This is a genomic window from Nocardia macrotermitis, assembly GCF_009604405.1.
Lineage (GTDB): Bacteria > Actinomycetota > Actinomycetes > Mycobacteriales > Mycobacteriaceae > Nocardia > Nocardia macrotermitis.
Genome location: NZ_WEGK01000015.1, coordinates 83,587 through 101,370, shown reverse-complemented (window position 1 = coordinate 101,370; position 17,784 = coordinate 83,587). Strand labels below are relative to the sequence as shown.

Genomic DNA, 17,784 nt, shown 5'->3' with positions numbered 1-17,784 from the left:
CCCGGTGAGCGGGACCGGCACGGCCAACGGAATACGTTGTCCCCGGGACTGATTCGCACGGCGTCCGGCCCGCCCCGTCCGATCGGCGCGCGGCCCGCGCACCCGCCCGCTACGGCCGCGCCGACGTCGTATTTCACCGTGCCGAGCGCGGACGGTAGATTGGGACATCGTGCATCCCGACGTCACCGCTGATCTCGCCGAACTCGACACGACTCTCAAGACGGTCGAGTCCGTGCTCGACATCGACGAGTTGCGCCGTCGCATCGATGAGCTCGAACACCAGGCCGCCGATCCGGACCTGTGGAACGACCAGGAGCACGCGCAGCAGGTCACCAGCGAGCTCTCGCACGCCCAGGGCGAACTGCGCCGGGTCAGCGACCTGCGCCAGCGCCTGGACGACCTGCCGGTGCTGTACGAACTCGCCGAGGCGGAAGAGGGCGCCGCGGCCACCGAGGCCCTCGCCGACGCCGACGCCGAACGCGCCGCCCTGCACGCCGATGTCGAGGCGATGGAGGTGCGCACGCTGCTGTCGGGTGAATACGACAAGCGCGAGGCACTGGTCAACATCCGTTCCGGCGCCGGTGGCGTCGACGCCGCGGACTGGGCGCAGATGCTGATGCGCATGTACGTCCGCTGGGCCGAGCGGCACAAGTACGGCGTCGAGATCTACGACACCTCCTACGCGGAAGAGGCCGGGATCAAGAGCGCGACCTTCGCGGTCAAGACCCCGTACGCCTACGGCACGCTGTCGGTGGAGATGGGCACGCACCGGCTGGTGCGGATCAGCCCGTTCGACAACCAGGGCCGTCGGCAGACCTCCTTCGCCGAGGTCGAGGTGCTGCCCGTCGTCGAGACCACCGACCACATCGAGATTCCCGAGGGCGACATCCGCGTCGACGTGTACCGCTCCTCGGGTCCGGGTGGACAGAGCGTCAACACCACCGACTCCGCGGTCCGCATCACGCACATCCCGACCGGCATCGTGGTCACCTGTCAGAACGAGAAATCGCAGTTGCAGAACAAGATTTCGGCGATGCGCGTGCTCCAGGCCAAACTCCTCGAGCGCAAGCGGCAGGAGGAACGCGCCCAGATGGACGCGCTCAAGACCACCGAGGGCGCGTCCTGGGGTAACCAGATGCGTTCGTACGTGCTGCACCCCTATCAGATGGTCAAGGATCTGCGCACCAATTACGAGGTGAACAATCCGACAGCGGTACTCGACGGTGAGATCGACGGCTTCATCGAAGAGGGAATCCGCTGGCGGATGCGCCAGGTGGCGGACGAGTAATCCGCGGTTTGCTGCCCGATGACGCCAATCACGACGCAATCACGACGTTTCGGTCGGCGCGCGCGGCGTAGTAGCCTGTTGGACGTGTGTTCGGGTGGCAGCATGGCAGATTCTGACGGGCGTGGGCCGAGGTCGGCAGAGGTGAGGGGATGACCGCGAATCTCGCCGCCGGTTCCACCCTGGCCGGACTGGGCTCCTGGGCGCGTTCGGGCGGCCTGGAGATCGTGCTCTTCGTGATCGGCGCGATGCTGTTCGGCCGGTTCGCCCAGTTCATCCGGGATCGGATCATCCGCCGGATCGACGCCGGTTTCGTGGGCAGCGATTCGCTGGTCCGCTCCGAGGCGGCCAAGCATCGGCACGCGCTGGCGCAGGTGGTCACCTGGGTGCTGCTGTCCATCGTCTACTTCCTGGTGGCGTTGGAAGTGTTGCAGCGCTTGGGCTTTCCGCTCGGCGGCCTGGTCGCCCCGGCCGCGGTGATCGGCGCCGCGCTCGGTTTCGGCGCGCAACGCATCGTGCAGGATCTGCTGGCCGGATTCTTCCTGATCACCGAGCGGCAGTACGGATTCGGCGATGTGGTGAGCATCGCTGTCACCGGTCAGGCGGTCGCGGCCGAGGGGACCGTCGAGGACATCACGTTGCGGATCACCACGCTGCGCAACCCGGACGGTGAGGTGATCATCGTGCCGAACGGTCAGATCGTGAAAGTCACGAATCTGTCGAAGGATTGGGCGCGCGCGGCGATCGACGTGCCGGTGCCGGCGAGCTCGGACATCACCCGGGTCAACGAGATCCTGCACGACGTCGGCGCGAAGGCGTTCGCCGATCGGAAACTCAAATCGCTACTGCTGGACGAGCCGACGGTGATGGGTCTCGAGGATCTGACCGTCGACCAGATGAACATCCGCATGGTTGCCCGGACGCTGCCGGGCAAACAGTTCGAAGTCGGCCGCGAGCTCCGGGTGCGGGTGGCTGCGGCGTTGCGCCGGGAGGGCATGAGTGAAACTGCGTAAATCCACCGCGGCCCTGGTGGCCGTCTGGATCGCCACGTTCGTTTTGTACGTATTCGTCAAGCCCGCTACGCCGGATCACAGCGGGTTCACACCGATCGCCAATACTATTCCGAAATCGATGATTTCATCCGCGCAGACCAAGTGACCCGAATGTGCCACCCGGCAATTACCGGGTATGTGCTGCGGAGAGCGCTTGCATTGCTGGCTACACTGGCACCTCGTGATCACCCTGCGGAACGTCACCAAGTCGTACAAAACCTCGACCCGTCCGGCGTTGGACAATGTTTCGGTCGAGGTGGAAAAGGGCGAGTTCCTGTTCATCATCGGACCGTCCGGATCGGGTAAGTCGACGTTCATGCGACTGCTGCTCAAGGAGGAGCGCCCCACCACGGGCGAGGTGCACGTCGCGGACTTCCGGGTGGACCGCCTGGCCGGGCGCAAGGTGCCCAAGCTGCGGCAGCGGATCGGCTGCGTGTTCCAGGACTTCCGGCTGTTGCAGCAGAAGACCGTGGAGCAGAACGTGGCCTTCGCGCTCGAGGTGATCGGCAAGAATCGCAAGTTCATCAATCGCGCGGTGCCCGAGGCGCTGGACCTGGTCGGCCTGTCCGGTAAGGCGGACCGGTTGCCCAGCGAGCTGTCCGGCGGTGAGCAGCAGCGCGTCGCGATCGCGCGGGCGTTCGTGAACCGGCCGCTGGTGCTGCTGGCCGACGAGCCCACCGGCAACCTGGACCCCGATACCAGTCAGGACATCATGACCCTGCTCGAGAGGATCAACCGCGTGGGCACCACGGTGCTGATGGCCACGCACGACAACCACATCGTGGACGCGATGCGGCGGCGCGTGGTGGAGCTCGATCGCGGCCGCCTGGTTCGCGACGAGGCGACCGGTGTGTACGGGGTGGGCCGGTAATGCGCGGCGCGTTCCTGCTCAGCGAGGTCCTCAACGGCCTGCGCCGCAACGTCACCATGACGATCGCGATGATCCTGACCACCGCGGTCTCGCTGACCATGCTCGGTGGCGGTCTGCTCGCGGTGAAGATGGCCGACAAGACCCAGCAGTACTTCCTGGACCGGCTCGAGGTGCGGCTGTACCTGGACGACACGGTGTCGGCGACCGATGTGGACTGCTCGAAGGATCCGTGCAAGACGCTGCTGGCGGATGTGAAGAGCACCGAGGGCGTGGTGTCGGTGCAGTATCTGAGCCGCGCGGACGCGATCCGGGAGGCGAAGGAGAAGACCTTCAAGGATCAGCCGGAGCTGGCCGCTTACGTCGCGCAGTCGCCGCTGCCGGCCTCGTTGCGGATCAAGATGACCGACGCCGACGCGTATCCGAGCATCCTGCAGAAGTTCCAGGCCCGGCCCGGGGTGAAGTTCGTGCGCAACGACAAGGATGTGGTCGACCGGCTGGTCAGCCTGTTCGACGGGTTGCGCAACGCGGCGTTCGGGCTGGCGGTGTTGCAGGCGTTCGCGGCGATCCTGCTGATCGCGAACATGGTGCAGATCGCGGCGTTCACCCGGCGCGAGGAGGTCGGCATCATGCGGCTGGTCGGCGCGAGCCGCTGGTACACGCAGTTGCCGTTCCTGCTCGAGGCGGTGGCCGCGGCGGTGGTCGGCTCGGTGCTGGCGGTGCTCGGGCTGCTGGCGGCGCGGCCGCTGGTGATCGATCAGGCGCTGGGGTCGCTGTTCGAATCGAAGGTGTTCCCGCGGATCACCAGTGACGACGTGGTGCTGGTCGCGATGACGATCGTTCCGGTGGGCATCGTGTTCGCGGCGGCGACGGCGTACGGGACGTTGCGGTACTACGTTCGCGAATAATTCCGCACCCCTTGCACATTCACGCACCCGTTCCGAACGCCGGAGCGGGTGCGTTGTGTATGTAATGGGTGCGGCTGCGGGAGAGCACTGGCGCGGTCGGTGAGCATCCGTAGGATGTCGAGGGTGAGTTCGCAGGAGACGCTCGAGACGGTGGCCGGTTCGCTGATCGATCGGTCCGGCACGGGGGCCGAACCCGATGCGGCGCAACAGGTTCTGCGGCGCGTATTCGGCTACGACAGCTTCCGTGGGTTACAGCACGAGATCGTCACCCAGGTGATCGAGGGTGGCGACGCACTGGTGCTGATGCCGACCGGTGGCGGTAAATCGCTGTGCTATCAGATCCCCGCGCTGGTGCGTTCCGGTGTCGGCGTGGTGATCTCGCCCCTCATCGCGCTCATGCAGGATCAGGTCGACGCGCTCAATGCCCTCGGCGTGCGTGCGGGATTCCTGAACTCCACCCAGTTCCCCGATGAGCGCCGGACCATGGAGCAGCAGTTCGTCGTCGGCGAACTCGACGTGCTCTACCTCGCGCCCGAGCGGTTGCGGCTGGAATCCACGCTGCAACTGCTGGACAAGGCCACGGTGTCGGTGTTCGCGATCGACGAGGCGCACTGCGTCTCGCAGTGGGGTCACGATTTCCGGCCCGACTATCTGGCGTTGTCGGTGCTGCACGAGCGTTGGCCCGATGTGCCGCGCATCGCGCTGACCGCCACCGCCACCGAGGCCACCCGCCGCGAGATCGCCGAACGCCTGGATCTGACGGGTGCGAGACATTTCGTCGCGGGCTTCGACCGGCCCAATATCCAGTACCGGATCGAGCCGAAGAACCGGGCCGATCAGCAGCTGCTGAGCTTCATCAGCTCCGAACACGCCGGTGACGCGGGGATCGTCTACTGCCTCTCGCGCAATTCGGTGGAGAAGACGGCCGAATTCCTGACCCGCAACGGCATCGAGGCAGTGCCGTATCACGCCGGGCTCGATGCCCGCACCCGCGCGGCGAACCAGTCGCGGTTCCTGCGGGAGGACGGGTTGGTCGTGGTGGCGACGATCGCGTTCGGCATGGGTATCGACAAGCCCGATGTGCGGTTCGTCGCCCATCTCGACCTGCCCAAATCGGTGGAGGGCTACTACCAGGAGACCGGTCGCGCCGGTCGTGACGGGCAACCGTCCACCGCCTGGATGGTGTACGGCCTCAACGACGTCGTGCAGCAGCGCAAGATGATCGACTCCTCCGAGGGCGACGCCGCGCACCGCCGCCAGTTGCAACTGCATCTGGACGCGATGTTGGCGCTGTGCGAGACGGTGCAGTGCCGCCGCACCCAGCTGCTGGCCTATTTCGGCCAGAGCGGCGAGCCCTGCGGCAACTGCGACACCTGCCTGACCCCGCCCGAATCCTGGGACGGCACGGTCGCCGCGCAGAAGGTGCTCTCCACGGTGCTGCGGTTGAAGCGTGAGCGCGGGCAGAGCTTCGGGGCCGGACACATCGTCGACATCCTGGTCGGCAAGTCCAATCCGAAAGTGTTGCAGCACAAGCACAATGAGCTGAAGGTGTTCGGCGTCGGCGCGGAGCTGCGCGATGTCGAATGGCGCGGCGCGGTGCGGCAGTTGCTGGCACAGGGGCTGCTGGCGGTGCACGGCGACTACGGCGTGCTGGTGCTCACCGAGGCCAGCGAGGAGGTGCTGTTCAAGGGGCGTCAGGTCGCGCTGCGGCGGGAGCCCGAACGGGTCAAACCGGCGAAAGCGCCGCGCGCCAAGACATCTCGCCCCGCCGTGGATCTGGCCCCGGGTGATTCGGGGCTGTTCGAGCGACTGCGGGCCTGGCGTGGCGCTACGGCGAAAGAGCAGGGCGTTCCGGCGTACGTGGTCTTCCATGACGCGACGTTGCGCGAGATCGCCGCACGTCGGCCGACGAGCCTGGCGCAGTTGGGGGAGATCAGCGGTATCGGGGAGAACAAGCTCGCCAAATATGGTGAGGGTGTTTTGGAAACGGTTGCGGGGGAAGGGGATTCGGGCGAGTCGGGTGGTTCCGCGGCGTCGGGGGATGTCGGTTCCGGGCGGTCTCGCGGTGGTTCGAACACGCGCTTCGAGAGCGGTCGTGTTGAGAGTGGACAGGCCGGGGGTGCGGATGCCGGGGCTGCGCGTGCGGAAGCTGGGCAGGCTGGGAGCGGCGGTGATGTGAGCAGCCGTGCGGGAGCCGGGCGTGCTGGGAGCGGCGGTGGGGAGGGGAGCCGTGCTGGGAGCGGTAGCGACGTAAGCGGTCGTGCTGAGGCCGGACGTGCCGAAACTGGTCGTGCTGGGAGTGGTCATGCTGCGGCTGGTCGTGCTGGGGGCGGTCGTGCGGAGGCCGATCGTCTTGGGAGCGGTCGTGCTGAGGGCGGGCGCGGGGAAGGCGCGGGAACGGAGGATCCGGCTGGGAGCGCGCGTGTTGGGAGTGGGCGGGCGGGAGCTGGTGTCGAGACCCGGCGCGCTGAGGCCGGGCGTGGGGGGAGTGGGCGTGCCGAGAATGGGGGTGCGGGGTCTCGGGGGCGGGGGGCGGGTCGGGCGCAGGTGTCTCGGGAAGTGGTTGCCGAGGCGTCGGGGTGGGATCAGGAGCCGCCGCCGGACTGGGATTTCGAGCCGCCGCCGGATGATGCTTACTGAGTGTGGATCTGTTCGCTGTACACAGGTGTAGCGGAATGAGAGCGGGGCGATCCGTTTATCGGGAGGCGGAAGGTGGGTAACTTTTCGATATGACGCTCGGTAACGACGATGTGATCGGTGGTGGCGCGGGCCCCGTCGAGATGCCGACCCTGACGGTGACGGGGCCCGATGCCGAGCCGCATCCGGATGTTCCGGGGCATACCCGGCACCGTCGGTTGTGGCCTCGGCGGCAGCAGCTCGGTCGGCCTCGGGTGTCCACGCTGGTGCTGATGTCGGTCTGGGTCGCCGCGCTGGCCCTGTATCTGGAGATACGTCCGGTATGAGGTGGCGTAAATGTGCCCTCGCCGCACGAACCGGTTCCGATTCGCGCGAATTGCGCACGCGCACAGGTACACCCGGATAGCGTTCCGACATGGTTCACCACGACCATCACTCCGATGGCGGCGATTCGCAATCCGGCGGTTCCGATCGGGACCAGGCGGACGCACCCGAGCCCGGCGGAATCCGCGCGCGGGGGATCGATGGCATCGTCGACACGGGCTGGTTGCGCCCGCACACCTACCGTCGGCTGGGGCATCCCCGGGTTTCGACGGTCGTCCTGCTGGTGTTGTGGATTGCCTTGCTGGTCTTGTACCTCCAGGTCCACGTCGGCTGATCGGGTCGGAATCCGGTTCGGGACCGGTCGATACAGCACTGCGCGCCGGTAACCGATAGCGTCGGGTGTGCGAGGTCGACGGAGTCTTTTTCGTATATCGATGGATCAACGGGAGTGTGTGTGAAATACCGGAATTCGGTGGGGATCGCTGTTGTCGCTGCTGGGCTCGCGCTGTCGGTCTCGGCGTGTCAGAGCAACGATTCGGCGGTGCCGGGGACGACACCGCAGGCATCGTCCGCGCAGCAGGCGACATCCGCCCAAGCTTCGGCCGCGCGCGGATCGGACACCGCTTCGCCCTGCCACACCTCGGACCTCGCGGCCAAGCTCGGTACCCCGCAGGAAGTTCCGGTGAACGTCCAGGGTGAACTCGGTGCCGCCGGCACGCACTACAACCTGCCGCTCATCTTCACCAACCACTCGACGCACGCCTGTGTGCTGTCCGGCTTCCCGGGCGTCGACCTGGTCGGTCCCGGATCGACGTATTCCCTTCCGCGCGTGGGCGATCCGTCCCCGGTGACGGTCGCCCCGGGCGCGAGCGCGCACAGCCTCATCTACTACATCGACCCGTCGAGCAGCATTCCGCCGGGCGAACGGCGAATCCTGTGGACCCCCACGACGGTCTCGGTCACGCCCCCGAACGAGACCACGCAACTCTCGGTCCCGTGGACTCCGAGCAGCCCGGTCGACAACGCAGACAAGGCGTCCGGTGCGGCCGCCGCCCACATCGGTCCGATCCAAGCCGGAGCCTGACGTCGGTCGAAGCTGTCGTGGGCCTGGCTGCTGCATCCGTCTTCGGGCCTGACCGCTGTACCCAGGTTTCGGACCCGTCCGCTGAACCCGGTCTCGAACCCGTCCGGCGGGTCCTCATCGGGCTATCGCGCGGATCCCGTTGCGGCACTGTCGTTTCGGGATCCGCCGCAGGCGAGCTGCACGAGTTCGCCTGCGGGGCCGTCGAGTTTGCGGGGTGATCGCCATACCGCTCGCAGAATTCTGGTGAGGTCCAGTCCCTCGACGTCGACGGTCCGCAGCGCGCCGGAGGCGATGTGATCGCGCACGGCCAATGTGCTCAGCACGGCCGGGCCGACGCCCTCCAGCACGCTGGTGCGAATGGCCGCCGCACTGCCCAGTTCCAGTAGTGGTTCGGCGCGATCGTATTCCTGTAATGCCATGTCCAGGGTGGTTCGCATACCGGATCCGGGTTCTCGGACCACCAGCGGTGTGCTCGCCAATTCGGCGATCGGAATGGGATGTTTCCCACCGGCCCACGGATGTTCGGGATGCACCACGACGACGAGTTCGTCCCGCCCGACCGCGATGCCGTGCAATTCCTGCGGAACGGTCGGCGATTCCACGAAGCCGATGGTGTATTCGCCGTTCAGAACTTTTTCGAATACGGTGGCGGAATTATAGACCTCGAGATGAACGGTCATTTCCGGATGCAATCCGCGTAATTGCCCGAGCCAGCGCGGCATCAGGTGTTCGGCCACCGTCATACTCGCTCCGACGGTGAGTTCCGCCGAATGCCCGACGCGCAGGCCCTGCACGACGTCGAGGAGTTTATCGGTATCGGCCAGGACGATGCGCGCCCAGTGCGCGACGACCGTGCCCTGCGGCGTCAACGTGGATCCGCTGGTTCTGCGCTGCAACAGCGGGACGCCGAACTGCCGCTCCAACCGCTGGATCGCCCGGCTCGCATTGGGTTGCGGAATCCCCAGCCGCCGCCCCGCGGCACTCAAACTCCCGTAGTCGTCGACCCCTACCAGCAGCTCCAACGCACCGAAGTCGGGAAGACGCCTGGACATGCGTCCACGATATCGCCCGGTCAGGGGGTATGTCCATCTGATATGGCCTCATGTAGAGAATGGTGCTTCCGCATCCGGGGAAAATGCTCGAATGTGAAAGCATGAGCAGTCGGCTGAATACGGAAGTGGCAGTTGTCGAGAAAGATGTGACGGCGAACCGGGCGCATCCGAGAATCGCGGTATCGGCGCTGGTGCCGGGATTGTCGATGGTCACCATTGCCACGGCGATATCGATGACGGTGAATTACTTCCTGCCGACCATCAGCCCGCTCCTGGTCGCCATAATCCTCGGTGCCGTACTGACGAACGTGGTCCGAATCCCCGAGCGCATTCAACCGGGACTGCAATTCTCCGCCAAGCGACTGCTGCGCATCGGCGTGGCGCTACTCGGTCTGCAACTCGTACTCCGCAATATCATCGATCTCGGCTGGGACATGATCATCGTCGTGGTGGCGATAGTTTCGCTGGGAATCACCGGAACCATGTTCGCCGGAAAACTGCTCGGTATCGGCTGGACGCAACGCCTGCTGATCGCCTGCGGATTCTCCATCTGCGGCGCCGCCGCCGTCGCCGCGGTGGACGGTGTCATCGACGCCGACGAACAGGAGGTGGTCGCCGGGGTCGCGCTGGTCATCCTGTTCGGCACGCTGATGATTCCGGTCGTGCCGCTGCTGTCGCACGCGTTCGGCCTCTCCGATGAGCGCGCCGGGCTCTGGGCGGGTGGTTCGATTCACGAGGTCGCGCAGGTCGTCGCGGCCGGGAGCGCGATCGGTGGTGCGGCGCTGGGCGTCGCGGTGGTGGTGAAACTCGCCCGCGTCCTGATGCTGGCCCCGGTGACGCTGATTCTCGGTGTGCGCCAACGCAATCGGCTCGGCGCGAACGCCGAGGTGAAACGTCCGCCACTCATCCCGCTGTTCGTCGTGGCCTTCCTCGCCTGCGTCGCGCTGCGCTCCTCGGGCCTGCTCCCGCACGTGATCCTCGACAACGCCGAGACCACGCAGACGATCCTGCTGACCGCCGCGATGTTCGCCCTCGGCTGCGGCGTCCGCGCCACCACCCTCGTCAAGGTCGGCGCTCGCCCCCTGATCCTGGCGGTGCTGTCCACTGTCTGGGTGGGTGCGATCGCGTTCGCGGGGGTGTTGATCGCCGGGTAGGGCCGACCCGGTTCCCGCCGCTGACAAGGCTTGCCCCGCCAGGATGTTTTCGCGGCGACGCGTTGTTGATCCACCGGAAGGGGTGCGGCCCCAACGAGGCCGGATGGTGTGAGTGTCCCGGTGGCGGCGATAATCGATTGCCGCTCACCAGGGCGGATGTGTTAGAAGGGTGTACATGAAGGAGCAGGGGCGCAAGGTCATCGCCACCAATCGGCGGGCGCGGCACAACTACGCGATCCTCGATACCTACGAGGCCGGGGTCGCGCTGGTGGGTACCGAGGTCAAGAGCCTGCGCGAGGGTAAGGCGTCGCTGGTGGACGCGTACGCCACCATCGACGACGGTGAGGTGTGGCTGCGGGGGCTGCACATTCCCGAATACGGGCACGGCACCTGGACGAACCACGCGCCGCGCCGCACCCGCAAACTGCTGATGCACCGCCGGGAGATCGACAAACTCACCGGCAAGGTGAAGGAGAGCAATCAGACCCTGGTGCCGCTGTCGATGTACTTCTCCGACGGCAAGGTCAAGGTGGAACTCGCCCTGGCCAAGGGTAAGCAGGACTACGACAAACGTCAGGATCTGGCCCGCCGCACGATGGAGCGGGAGGTGACTCGAGAGCTCGGTCGGCGTGTGAAGGGCATGCGTTGATCGGAGTTCTGCTGGCGTTGCTGGCGGCGGTCGGGTACGGCGTGAGCGATTTCGTGGGCGGGGTCGCGTCGCGCCGGGTGGCCGCGCTGCGGGTGGTGATCGTGTCCTATCCGCTCTCGGTGTTGATTCTGGCGATCGTCGCGCCGCTGGTCGGCGGGCATTGCGACCTGGGCTCGATGCTGTGGGGTGTGGTCTCGGGGGTGGCGAGCGGGCTGGCGGTGTGGTGGTTCTACGCGGCGCTGGCCAGCGGGCCGATGGCGGTGGTGTCGCCGCTGACGGCGGTGCTGGTCGCGGGCGTTCCGGTCGTGATCGGGATGGTGCTCGGGGAACGGTCGAGTCCGCTCGCGTACGTCGGGATCGGGTGCGCGTTGATCGCGGTGATGCTGGTCAGCCGGGAATCGCCCGACGAGGTGACCGAGGAGATCACCGGCGGCCGCGAGTTGCGCTTCGATCGCCGGGTCGCGCTGTTGACGGTGGGTTCGGGCCTGGCGTTCGGGATCGCCTTCGTCAGCTTGCACGAGACCACGCCCGAGTCGGGGGTGTGGCCGGTGCTGCTCTCGCGTGTGGCCGCGACGCTGGTCGTGTGGGGTGTGGCGCTGGTCGCCGGGCAGTTCCGCGCGCCGCACGGCGAGCCGTTGCGGTTGGCGTGCTACGTGAGCGTGCTGGACGTGGTGGCCAACGTGGCCATGCAGTACGCCTTCCACTCCGGTCTGCTCTCCCTGATCAGCGTGATCGGATCCCTGTATCCGGCGGCGACGGTGCTGCTGGCGATGGTGCTGCTCGGTGAGCGGGCCGGTCCGTTGCAGAAGATCGGCATGGCGCTAGCACTGGGGTCCGTCGCGTTGATCGCCACGGCATGAACGAAGCTTGCGCACTGCTCGGCGAGCAAGGCTACGCCGCGGCGTTCGCTCGTGGTCGCGGACTTCCTATCGCACAGGTCGTGGCCCTGGCAGCGCGGTGACGCCGCGGGGACTGTCAGTGCGCGAGTTCTTCCGCGGATTCGTTACCGGCGGCGCTGGTGCGGCGCAGGAAGTCGGCGATGACCTCGAGTTCGGCGTCGGTGTAGTCGGCGCAGATCTCGTCCATGCGCTGGTTCATGCCCGAGAAGAGTTGGTACAGCTGGGGATTGCGGTCGCGGACCGGGCGGAGTGTGACCGCGCGGCGGTCGGCGGAATCCGGATCGCGGTCGCGTGCGATCCAGCCGGCCTTCTGTAGGCGGTCCAGGATTCCGGTGAGGGTGGCCGGGTGCACTCCGGCCAGCTTGCCCAGGGCGGTGGGGGACAGTGGGCCGTGTCGGTTGATCAGATCCAGGCAGGTCCAATCGATGTCGCGGAGTTCGGCCCGGTTGCCGAAGCGGCGGTTGAGCAGGGACAGTTGAATGTTCAGGTCGCGCAACGCGTCCCGGACCGCGACGGTGAGTTGACGGTGTTGTCGCGTCGCGGTCCGATCGGCGTCCGGGCCATCCGGTTGCTCGGTTCCGGATCCCCTCGACCCCGGGTTCGCCTCGCGCATCTGCCGTCCTCACGTCGGATCGTATGAGACTCATACGGTATCGCGGGTGCGTCGCGCTGATCGGGTCGGCGGTGATCGCGGTGTGAGCCGAGGTGTCACGTCGGCTCACCCGGGATGGAGTCGGCGGTATCAGCGCCCCAGGCCGGGTGCGCGGGGAGCCGAGGCATTGCCCACTCGCGTGGGACCGGCCGGATCAGGCCGGTTCGACGCGGAACACCGCTATTCGTGCTGCTGCCGCCGCGACTCCGTCGGGTGTCGACTCCTCCGCCAGGCCCGTGGTGACGAATCGGGTGCCGACGCTGGACGGGCTGGTGGCGACCAGATCCCGCAGGACCGGGCCGCGTTGTTCGACGGGCAGTTCGACCAGTCGGGCCGTGGTGGATTTGCGTCCGCGAGTCAGGGTGACCGTGTCGGCGGCGCGCACGTTGGCGACCCAGGCGGCTTTCGGGAATGCCTGGAAGATGTACCGGCCTCCGTCCAGTTCGTTCACCGCGATCGGGAAGGTGAGCAAGCGGCCGCTGCGCCGACCCGTCACGGTCAGCAGTTGCATCGGCCCGAAGGCGATCCCCAGGCGCTGCAACCTGGTGATGACCTTGTTGATGGTGTTGGTCGTGCGGCGGTATCTGTCTGCATCCATGCGATCGATCGTACGCCTAGTGATATGAAAGTCATATAGTATTGATCTCGTAGTTTCTGGCGATGGTCGTAGTTTCGCCGCGGTTCTCGACCGATCAGTTCAGTCTGCGGATGTCGCCCCGGACGCGGTAGAAGCCGCCGCGCGCCGACTCGCTGACCGCGTCGACGACGTATCGCGCGCCGAACTCGCGAATCTCCTTGGGGAACTGGACATTCCACGAATTCTCGTAGCCGGGTGAGGTGATGTGAACGCGCAGTTTGCCGCTCTCGCGCACGCACTCGACCACGATGCCCGTGCCGGGGTCTGCCGTCACCTCCACGGTGGCGCTGGGGGTGACCGCTGCGATCTCGGGAGCCTTCACCGACAGTGTCTGCGGCAGTACGCCCTGTTCGGCGTCGCGCACGCCGGATTCGCTGACATCCAGGCAGGCCAGGGTGCCGTTGGTGGTGACCAGGTACAGCCGGTCGGCGTGGTACTGCATCGAGAACGCCGAACCGCAGCCGGTGGCGAGTTTCCACAGGCGGCGGCCGGTTGCTTCGAAGCAGTAGACCGAGGAGTGATTGTCACCCGCGAAGACGTAGTGGCCGTCCGGCGATGTGGCACAGGAGAATACGGGCGCATCGCACCGGTACGTGCGCTCGAATCGCCTGTCCTTGGCGATCATGCGCACCTCGTTGGCGCTGGTTCCGGCGTAGACCGACGTGGCCTCCTGCCAGCCGAACAGCACGGGGCCGGTACGCACATGCCAGCGAGATTCGCCGCTGGCGAGATCGTAGGCGGTGACGCCGCGCGAATGGCCGTGGTAGACGCCCTCCGGCGCGACGCGCACCATCCAGCCGGAATCGCCGGTGCTGCGTCTGGTCCACAGCGACTCCTCCTCGTGGTCGATCACGGTCAGACCGCCCTGCCGGTCGGCGACGCCGAGGATGCCGTCGTGGATGTCGAGCCAGTAGATGTCGACATCGGAGGCGATGTCGTAGGCCGCGCGGGGCACCTTGCCGGACAGGTCGTACACGCGGCCGTCGTCGCAGCCCGCGTAGATCCAGAAATCGTCGGCGACAATGCATTTCACCGCATCCGGCAGCCGGAACCGGCCGAGCGTGGCGCCCTCGGGCGTCAGCGTGAACACATCGCCCGCCTCGTTGCCCACCCAGCATCGGGACTCGTCGACGAAGATGCCGTAGGCCGGGGCGCCCGAATCGAAGGTCCACAGCACCGGAGCGGATTTGGCCGTCGAACGCTGGCTGGCGATCGCCCGCCGGGTGACCGGGCGTTTGGCGCGCCCGCCCAGCACCGCTGGCGCGTAGCCCTTGCGCATCTTCTCGGCCACCTTCTTACCGGCCGCGGCCTGGGCTTTCTCCGCGGTGGGGAAGGTGCTCACCTGGCTCTGACCGGAATCCCCGATCCGCCCGTAGCGGATCGTGACCTGGGTGCCCGCCACGGCGACCTCGTAGAACTTGTGCGCGGAGCCGTTCGCCTCGGACAGCTCGAGATAGGTAGTGCCCCCGAAAGTCATTGCATCGCCTTATGTTTCGAATCGTCGGTACGAAGCAGAAGCTAGCAGGGGGCACCGACAAGTTTCGTGCGCCGGACTTCCCGGGCCCGCCCGCACGCCCCGTGACCAGGACGGAGTCGACGTAGTGGCGTGGGGGAATGACCATGGCGTGCAGGGTGTTAGTATGAACAGCCCGGTCACCAGCCGGGCAACTGGATTGAAGTACGGGGCTGAACGGTTTCGACTACGTGCGTCGATTCAGGGGAAGCGTGTCGGTGCAGGCAAGAGACCACCGTAAGCGTCGCTGCAACCCTATAAGCGCCGATTCCAATCAGCGCGACTACGCTCTCGCTGCCTAAGCAGTAGAGCGTGTCTGTCAGCCCGGGTTCGCCTTCGGCCCGGCCCCTGGCATCAGCTAGAAGGCTCACCGTCCTGCTCGGTCGCGGAGTAGTACGGGACAACCAACAGCGACTGGGATCGTCATCTCGGCTCGTTCGCAAGACCGAGAGATCCAAGTAGAGACAGCGCGAACTGCACACGGAGAAGCCCTGGAGAAGCGGCGGAGGACCCGGGTTCGATTCCCGGCAGCTCCACCAAACAAGAACCCGCAGGTCAGAGACCTGCGGGTTCTGCTTTTCTCAGCGACGTGCTTGGTGGAGATCACTCGTCTACTTTCTCGCGCCAACCCTCGGTGCTCTCGTGGGGCGACCCATAACCGCTGAACCGGATGAGGTGCCGTGGGCTGCGGGGATGGTTCGCACGATAGAGAGGTGTCGGCCAGGCAGGCCTGGATCTGGTAGTGATATTACTGGAGTTACAGGCACGATTGAGCAGGTATGCCGTTGAAAAGGCTATCTAGCTTGCTTCTAGGGGTTGACACATGCTTCGCAGCTTCAGGGTTGGGAACCATCGTTCGTTCGCGGACGAGAATGAGTTGCTGCTGATGTCGGCGGCCGACGATCGCTCGGTGGTCCCGGTCGCGGCGGTGTACGGGGCGAACGCATCGGGCAAGTCCAATCTGCTGGACGGACTGCGATTCATGCAGCGGGCGGTGACCCAGTCGTTCTCGCAGTGGGAGCCTTTCGCGGGTGTTCCGCGGTCGCCGTTCAGTTTTCGGACCAATCACGTGGTCGCCGTTCCATCGACCTACGTCGTCGAGATCGTGGCGGACGGGATCCCATGGACGTATGGGTTCACCGTCGACAACGAGCGGGTCCTGGAGGAATGGCTGTTCAGCTATCCGGAGAAGCGAAAGCGGGTGCTGTTCCAGCGGACCGGTGACGAGTACAGCTCCGGATCGGCGATGGCCGAGAATCGGGCTCAGCTCAAAGTGATTCAGGGGCTCACTCGGCCGAACACGTTGTTCCTGAGCGCCGTCGCGCAGGCCATGCCGGAAATGTTCCAGCCGGTGCACCGCTGGTTTCGCGAGTCGCTGATTCTGGCTGATCGGCGGCGATCCGCGACGTCCGTGGTCGCTGGTCGTATTCGCGAGATGCTGCTGCGGTCTTCGGCCAACGAGGGTGTGCGCCTGCTCGAGCTGGTTCAAGCGGCAGACTTCGGCATCGCCTCGATCGAGGCACCCGAACTTCTCCCTGACAGTGGTGCGCGGGCGTTGCCGCCGTTGGTTTTCGACCATTACGGCAGCGAGGGCGTCGTGTTGCCGCTGGAGCAGGAGTCCGCGGGAACCATCGCATGGCTCGAGCTCCTGCCCGAAGTACTCGATGCGCTCGATCGCGGGCGAGTTCTGGTCATCGACGAGATCGATACGAGCCTACATCCGTTGCTCACCGCCTCGCTGATTGAACTGTTCCAATCCGAGGATACCAATTCCCGTGGTGCACAACTGATTTTGACGACTCATGACTCATCTCTGCTCGGTACGGTCGTGCGCCCTGACGGTCTGCTGAACCGCGATCAGGTGTGGTTCGTCGAGAAGGACGCGGACGGAACCAGCACGCTGTATCCGTTGACCGACTACAAGCCGCGCAACGAGCACAACCTCGAACGTCGCTATCTGGGTGGAAGTTTCGGTGCTATCCCGAAAGTTGACTTCCTGCGGCTCGTCGAGGCGGTGCGCCATGCCGACCAAGCGTGAGAATTCCCGCCGACGCAGGGCTCCTTTCCGAGAACCGGTGACACTGATCCTGATCGTATGCGGCGGCGAAGCCACAGAACCCTTGTACTTCAACGGTTTACGTCGACACCTCCGTAACTCGGCAATCAAGGCATCGGTGGTGGTCCGAAGCGATTAGCTTGGCCCGAGCGTCGAAAGTCGATCTGGCGGTATCGAATCCATGCTTCGAGTACTGGTTGCTACTCCATTTCGAAAAGTGCGACGCCGCGCTCCCCGGATATCGGGACGTCAAGCGGCGACTCGAGAAGCACTTGCCCGACTATGACAAGTCGGCCCTCCGGTTCTCCGACTTCGTGGCCGGACTCGCCGATGCGGTAGGCAGGGCGAAGACACGAAGCGGGACCGCGGGAGATGAGCACCGCAACAATCCGTCGACTGGTGTCTGGAAGTTGGTGGAGTTGATGTCGGATGAGTCGCCGCAGGCATAACCACTGGAAGAGTTGGTGTGGGGTGGAACGTGTGGAAACGTTGTGTCGCAGGGGATTTCTCTGAGGAGATCGCCGGTCGGAGACTTTTTTCGAAGGATGCTGGGGTGAAGGTGGGCATGGGGAAGGCGATTGCCGCGATCGTTGGTGTGTTTCTGTTGGTGGTTGCGGGGTGTTCGGATCCCTCGCCGGCGGATGAGGCTTTGAGTACGGCGGCGGCGTGTGGGAACATCAAGTTTCGGCATCGGCCGCAGATTTTGTCCACGAGCGGGGAAACCGGGTGGAGAGGGGATGCTCTGGTGGCATTGGTGGCCGTGATTCCGTCGAATGAGGTTTCCGACTTCATTACTATGTCGGGACTTCCGCAGCTTACCCCGGGCATACCGGATGACTGGTTGATACGCGGCCTGTGGCGGAAGGACTGGGGAGACAGTCTGCGTACCGCGAATCGGAGCGCGACCAAGTCGGTGCACGTGACGGAGCATCCTCAACGGTGGGTTGCTGTCGAGGACCGTAAGGATGGCACGTCGCGAGTATTTCTTTATCTGACGTGTTTCTAGTCGGCGTG

General features: G+C 65.7%; 18 protein-coding genes, 1 other RNA gene and 1 pseudogene. 16 read left to right on the top strand and 4 right to left on the bottom strand.

Going from position 1 to position 17,784, the window contains the following annotated elements:
* The first annotated feature begins 169 nt into the window (after positions 1-169).
* From prfB to NRB20_RS29190, 9 genes are all read left to right on the top strand, one after another.
* Complete coding sequence (gene prfB / locus NRB20_RS29230; protein WP_319945539.1) at positions 170-1,288, top strand: peptide chain release factor 2; 1,119 nt, start codon at positions 170-172, stop codon at positions 1,286-1,288.
* Positions 1,289-1,437: 149 nt separating this feature from the next.
* Positions 1,438-2,298: a mechanosensitive ion channel family protein gene (locus NRB20_RS29225; RefSeq protein ID WP_153414631.1), complete on the top strand. Its 861-nt coding sequence runs from the start codon at positions 1,438-1,440 to the stop codon at positions 2,296-2,298.
* The gene (locus NRB20_RS29220) at positions 2,285-2,443 is read left to right on the top strand and encodes a hypothetical protein (RefSeq protein ID WP_153414630.1); all 159 of its coding nucleotides are present in this window, start codon (positions 2,285-2,287) and stop codon (positions 2,441-2,443) included. The genes NRB20_RS29225 and NRB20_RS29220 overlap by 14 nt, the downstream gene beginning before the upstream one ends.
* 75 nt (positions 2,444-2,518) lie before the next feature.
* Positions 2,519-3,208 carry a cell division ATP-binding protein FtsE gene (ftsE, locus tag NRB20_RS29215; protein WP_319945538.1) on the top strand — a complete coding sequence of 230 codons (690 nt, stop codon included), beginning with the start codon at positions 2,519-2,521 and terminating at the stop codon, positions 3,206-3,208.
* Positions 3,208-4,113, top strand: coding sequence for a permease-like cell division protein FtsX (gene ftsX / locus NRB20_RS29210; protein WP_153414628.1), 906 nt, complete (start codon positions 3,208-3,210; stop codon positions 4,111-4,113). Before ftsE ends, ftsX begins: the two co-directional genes overlap by 1 nt.
* A gap of 150 nt (positions 4,114-4,263) precedes the next feature.
* On the top strand, positions 4,264-6,753 hold the full coding sequence (gene recQ / locus NRB20_RS29205; protein WP_406603890.1) for a DNA helicase RecQ: 2,490 nt from the start codon (positions 4,264-4,266) through the stop codon (positions 6,751-6,753).
* An 89-nt stretch (positions 6,754-6,842) separates the two neighbouring features.
* Positions 6,843-7,076, top strand: a complete 234-nt coding sequence (locus tag NRB20_RS29200; protein ID WP_153414627.1) for a hypothetical protein — start codon at positions 6,843-6,845, stop codon at positions 7,074-7,076.
* A gap of 89 nt (positions 7,077-7,165) precedes the next feature.
* Positions 7,166-7,408, top strand: coding sequence for a hypothetical protein (locus NRB20_RS29195; RefSeq protein WP_153414626.1), 243 nt, complete (start codon positions 7,166-7,168; stop codon positions 7,406-7,408).
* A 120-nt stretch (positions 7,409-7,528) separates the two neighbouring features.
* Entirely contained in the window at positions 7,529-8,158 is a 630-nt protein-coding gene (locus NRB20_RS29190) for a DUF4232 domain-containing protein (protein WP_153414625.1), read from the top strand.
* Between the two features lie 122 nt (positions 8,159-8,280).
* On the opposite strand, the gene NRB20_RS29185 is transcribed toward NRB20_RS29190, so the two are convergent.
* Positions 8,281-9,210, bottom strand: coding sequence for a LysR family transcriptional regulator (locus NRB20_RS29185; RefSeq protein WP_153414624.1), 930 nt, complete (start codon positions 9,208-9,210; stop codon positions 8,281-8,283).
* 101 nt (positions 9,211-9,311) lie between these two features.
* Here NRB20_RS29185 and NRB20_RS29180 point away from each other — a divergent pair, with 101 nt between their 5' ends.
* The 3 genes from NRB20_RS29180 to NRB20_RS29170 all read left to right on the top strand — a co-directional run bounded on the left by NRB20_RS29180 (position 9,312) and on the right by NRB20_RS29170 (position 11,873).
* Positions 9,312-10,364 (top strand): YeiH family protein, encoded by a 1,053-nt coding sequence (locus NRB20_RS29180; protein ID WP_153414623.1) that lies wholly within the window; start codon positions 9,312-9,314, stop codon positions 10,362-10,364.
* Between the two features lie 175 nt (positions 10,365-10,539).
* Positions 10,540-11,013: an SsrA-binding protein SmpB gene (gene smpB / locus NRB20_RS29175; protein ID WP_153414622.1), complete on the top strand. Its 474-nt coding sequence runs from the start codon at positions 10,540-10,542 to the stop codon at positions 11,011-11,013.
* Positions 11,010-11,873, top strand: a complete 864-nt coding sequence (locus tag NRB20_RS29170; protein ID WP_194290043.1) for a DMT family transporter — start codon at positions 11,010-11,012, stop codon at positions 11,871-11,873. Before smpB ends, NRB20_RS29170 begins: the two co-directional genes overlap by 4 nt.
* Before the next feature lie 115 nt (positions 11,874-11,988).
* Here the strand turns inward: NRB20_RS29170 and NRB20_RS29165 are convergent, their stop codons facing one another.
* The 3 genes from NRB20_RS29165 to NRB20_RS29155 form a co-directional block, all read right to left on the bottom strand.
* Positions 11,989-12,525 carry a MarR family transcriptional regulator gene (locus NRB20_RS29165; RefSeq protein ID WP_153414621.1) on the bottom strand — a complete coding sequence of 179 codons (537 nt, stop codon included), beginning with the start codon at positions 12,523-12,525 and terminating at the stop codon, positions 11,989-11,991.
* A 193-nt stretch (positions 12,526-12,718) separates the two neighbouring features.
* Positions 12,719-13,162 (bottom strand): nitroreductase/quinone reductase family protein, encoded by a 444-nt coding sequence (locus NRB20_RS29160; RefSeq protein WP_153414620.1) that lies wholly within the window; start codon positions 13,160-13,162, stop codon positions 12,719-12,721.
* 94 nt (positions 13,163-13,256) lie between these two features.
* Complete coding sequence (locus tag NRB20_RS29155; RefSeq protein WP_153414619.1) at positions 13,257-14,678, bottom strand: WGR domain-containing protein; 1,422 nt, start codon at positions 14,676-14,678, stop codon at positions 13,257-13,259.
* 205 nt (positions 14,679-14,883) lie between these two features.
* Between NRB20_RS29155 and ssrA the strand changes: the two genes are divergently transcribed.
* From ssrA to NRB20_RS29135, 4 genes and pseudogenes are all read left to right on the top strand, one after another.
* Positions 14,884-15,253: a transfer-messenger RNA gene (ssrA, locus tag NRB20_RS29150) on the top strand.
* A gap of 284 nt (positions 15,254-15,537) precedes the next feature.
* Complete coding sequence (locus NRB20_RS29145) at positions 15,538-16,752, top strand: AAA family ATPase (RefSeq protein ID WP_153414618.1); 1,215 nt, start codon at positions 15,538-15,540, stop codon at positions 16,750-16,752.
* A 116-nt stretch (positions 16,753-16,868) separates the two neighbouring features.
* Positions 16,869-17,219: pseudogene (locus NRB20_RS39680) on the top strand (RloB family protein); the annotation flags it as partial.
* A 104-nt stretch (positions 17,220-17,323) separates the two neighbouring features.
* On the top strand, positions 17,324-17,776 hold the full coding sequence (locus tag NRB20_RS29135) for a hypothetical protein (protein WP_153414617.1): 453 nt from the start codon (positions 17,324-17,326) through the stop codon (positions 17,774-17,776).
* Positions 17,777-17,784 lie beyond the last annotated feature (8 nt).

Excerpts from the sequence above, each read along its gene's own strand:
- NRB20_RS29165 (WP_153414621.1), bottom strand. The coding sequence starts at position 12,525 with ATGCGCGAGGCGAACCCGGGGTCGAGGGGATCCGGAACCGAGCAACCG.
- NRB20_RS29145 (WP_153414618.1), top strand. The coding sequence starts at position 15,538 with ATGCTTCGCAGCTTCAGGGTTGGGAACCATCGTTCGTTCGCGGACGAG.
- NRB20_RS29200 (WP_153414627.1), top strand. The coding sequence starts at position 6,843 with ATGACGCTCGGTAACGACGATGTGATCGGTGGTGGCGCGGGCCCCGTC.
- NRB20_RS29180 (WP_153414623.1), top strand. The coding sequence starts at position 9,312 with ATGAGCAGTCGGCTGAATACGGAAGTGGCAGTTGTCGAGAAAGATGTG.
- NRB20_RS29225 (WP_153414631.1), top strand. The coding sequence starts at position 1,438 with ATGACCGCGAATCTCGCCGCCGGTTCCACCCTGGCCGGACTGGGCTCC.
- ftsX (WP_153414628.1), top strand. The coding sequence starts at position 3,208 with ATGCGCGGCGCGTTCCTGCTCAGCGAGGTCCTCAACGGCCTGCGCCGC.
- NRB20_RS29195 (WP_153414626.1), top strand. The coding sequence starts at position 7,166 with ATGGTTCACCACGACCATCACTCCGATGGCGGCGATTCGCAATCCGGC.
- NRB20_RS29160 (WP_153414620.1), bottom strand. The coding sequence starts at position 13,162 with ATGGATGCAGACAGATACCGCCGCACGACCAACACCATCAACAAGGTC.
- smpB (WP_153414622.1), top strand. The coding sequence starts at position 10,540 with ATGAAGGAGCAGGGGCGCAAGGTCATCGCCACCAATCGGCGGGCGCGG.
- NRB20_RS29185 (WP_153414624.1), bottom strand. The coding sequence starts at position 9,210 with ATGTCCAGGCGTCTTCCCGACTTCGGTGCGTTGGAGCTGCTGGTAGGG.
- NRB20_RS29155 (WP_153414619.1), bottom strand. The coding sequence starts at position 14,678 with ATGACTTTCGGGGGCACTACCTATCTCGAGCTGTCCGAGGCGAACGGC.